The 2,938-nt window shown below is 55.7% G+C and carries 3 protein-coding genes; all 3 read right to left on the bottom strand.

Annotated features, from left to right (window positions below; translation table 11 throughout):
• Window positions 1–135: 135 nt before the first annotated feature.
• Window positions 136–1,821: a hypothetical protein gene (locus E1297_RS03190; RefSeq protein WP_155133801.1), complete on the bottom strand. Its 1,686-nt coding sequence runs from the start codon at window positions 1,819–1,821 to the stop codon at window positions 136–138.
• 115 nt (window positions 1,822–1,936) lie between these two features.
• Window positions 1,937–2,215 (bottom strand): hypothetical protein, encoded by a 279-nt coding sequence (locus E1297_RS03185; protein WP_155133798.1) that lies wholly within the window; start codon window positions 2,213–2,215, stop codon window positions 1,937–1,939.
• Window positions 2,212–2,730: a hypothetical protein gene (locus E1297_RS03180; RefSeq protein ID WP_155133795.1), complete on the bottom strand. Its 519-nt coding sequence runs from the start codon at window positions 2,728–2,730 to the stop codon at window positions 2,212–2,214. The genes E1297_RS03185 and E1297_RS03180 overlap by 4 nt, the downstream gene beginning before the upstream one ends.
• Window positions 2,731–2,938: the final 208 nt, after the last annotated feature.

Genomic DNA, 2,938 nt, shown 5'->3' with positions numbered 1-2,938 from the left:
CGTCCTTCAGGGCGGGGAAGACGTTAAGTCTTACGACCGGATCGCACTCGGTCAACAAGAAGCAATCGAATTTGCCGTTTTCCGTCCGGCGCAGGATCTGCGGCAGAAATCGGTCGATGCGAACGGCCTTCAGAATCAACGGGGCGCGATGCGCAATCCATTATCCGTCGTCGGCTTCGCCATGGGAACAGGAACCGTGCCGGGTTTCCGTAGCGGGATGCCAGGAGCGGTCAGTGATGAGGCTACGGTGCTCATGGCCGTTGCCGATCCGGTGTCCGCGGAAGATCCGGAAGCAAAGCGGTAGGGTTCCCGTCGATCCGGAAGAGTGGATCTCACATAACCCCAAACCGGATTGAAACTCATGACCTCACCGACTATTCGAAAACCGGGCTGTATCGATATGAGACCCTCGGCGAAGGTGCCTATGACAGGGCTTTTTGACTTCATATCCTTGAAGGCCGCACTTCTGGTAACTTCGTTGCCAGGAAGAGCCATCGCAGCGAACGCACCCACCAAGACGAACGAAGCGAAGACGTAGCGACCCCGTCGGTGGGACTGACCGCGAACAGCGGTCCATGCATAACCGGAAAACTTGAATATGTGCAGGGCCGCACCGGAGACGGAGAGAATTATCGCCATCACCGGTATCCAGGAAGCCTGCACATAGGGCTTCATATCTCCCGCGAAGAACTGAAACTCATAGGCCGCCACCTGAGGGGCGTACTGACGGCGGCCGCTGATCGCCTCATGAATAGGGTCGTAGACGGTTGACTTGAACGCAGCATCGGACATCGTCGGCAGGATCAGCATCATATCAGGGACATTGCCCTCGATGCGATCCAATCGCTCGAGGAGTTTCACACGAAAATGGTCCTGCACGGACTTAAGGCGAGCGAATTGATCACGGGAAAGGTCTACGGGAAACACGTCGCCAAGGAAGAAGGATGCATTTCCGGCGAATTCATGCCCGGCCTGAGAAAGCACTTCCTCATAATATTTTTCCAGATACGCTTGGACGAAACCACGTTGGTCCCGGGGGTGCCAATTGTCATAGACGGGAAGCTCCCTCTTGACTGCCTTGATGACGCCCATCTCATACCGAGATCCTCGAGAAGGTAGCTTGTAGCCGTAATTGTCGCGCCACATGCGCTCTTTAACATCTTTAACCATGCTGCGATATTCCTCGGACGCCTTTCCGAGACCCTTGGCCAGTTCGTTCTTCGCAGCGGAGTTCACCTCGACATAACCCGCATAGGCCTCGTTCAGAAACTCGCCCATCGCTCCCAGGGTTTGCTCTCGGAATTCCCGTTCTCCACCAAGAAGAACACTCGCGAAGTCGATCGATGTTGATGCGTTGTCCCGTCCTATCGCCGACAGTATGTGATCCGCGCTTACGAATGAGGCCAAGAGCGACTTCATGGCACTGAACTCAGGCGTCTCGGATATCTCGGAGAATGATGGAGTGTCGTGAAGCGTCTGTCTCGGTATGGAAACCAAATACGCCTCACGCTTCATGTCTAGAGAGGTGACGGAATCAAGGTTGTCAGCGATTAAATCGAGCGCATAGAAGGAGAACAGACCGACCAAAACACCGGATATCGTCGCGTGCCGGAGCGCTGAGAGAAACTCAAAGTCATATTGGTATTTCGGGAATACCCGCATACCCACCCACGCGATCACGACGGCGATCGCGGTCAGTATCCGGCCAAAGAATTCGACATCCGCAATATCCTCATTGCTCGGCATTCCGCCGAGCACGTTCACAAGATAAACCGAGAACGGTATCTCGACGAACAGATAGGCCCCGGTAAAAGCCAGCATGAAATAGACGTGGAAGGGCGCTCTTTGTATTCGTAACATCCTCGTTTTGTCAACATTACGACGCGAGATGTCAATGTAAATCAAACCAGAAGTTTAAAAAAATACGGATTGATGGTTAAAATCGCACCGTGGTCCGCTTTTCAGGCTCCGGCGGAGGACTCGTGCGTGTCGGGGTGGGGACGGGAGAGGGCGCGACGTTTCGGGAGGACACCCGCTTCGCCTCGACGAAACCCGGAAGCGGAGACAGCGAAACCGCATCTACCGTCACAACGGGAACCGCCGGGAGCGGGTCGGCCGGCTCAATGGTGACCATGAACCCGTCCGCCGATGCCCTCGAAGCGAGGGAGACGACAACCAAAAAGAGCACCGCGCCGGAGAGGGACCTCTTTGTCACGCCGTGCGCTCCTTGACCGCCAGGGAGAATACCGCCGACAGGTACGTCACTCCGTTGGCGGCCCGGCCCCTTGGATCGCATTTGAGGCGAGCTGCAGCGAACAGCGGGTCAGCGCTTTCGGCATCGAAACCCATCTTGGCGAGTATCCGGCTGATTGAAATAACCCTGTACCGACGAGGTACATCGGCGGCGGCGTGGATCATGTCGAACCATGCAGCATCCTGTTCCGGGGAGTCCGTATAGACCATCTTCGCCGAAAAGACATCGTTAAGGGCGGTCGCGACGTCGGAAACCGCAGTGCCTGCGTCCACGAGATGATCCCGATCCAAACCATGAATCCGCTCGGCATCGGCATCCCACGCCTCGATGTTCCAGAACTCGCAGGGTTTCACAAGAATCGACCCTTTTGATTCGCGCATCCTCCAAGCGACTTCAACAGGAAATCCGTCCTCCATGAGACCACTCGCCTCTATGTCGGCGAAGGCAGCGCGGGCCACTATGTTCTTGAGATCCACGATCAACTCCCACAAAATGCAAACACAACAAGGATTGGCCTCAATAGGGAAGCGGTCAACGTTTAATGTGTTTACGGAAGGAACGGACCCCGCGACGATCCGGAAATGCGGCAAGTCAGCTTGCGCTTCGCTAAAAATCCTCGTCCTCCAGGGCAGGGTAGACGTTAATTCTACAAAGATCACAAGGGAGCGGAAGTCCGGAGCTTCC

It is taken from the genome of Roseibium sp. RKSG952 (assembly GCF_009711355.1).
This window is presented reverse-complemented; position numbering and strand designations above follow the sequence as displayed.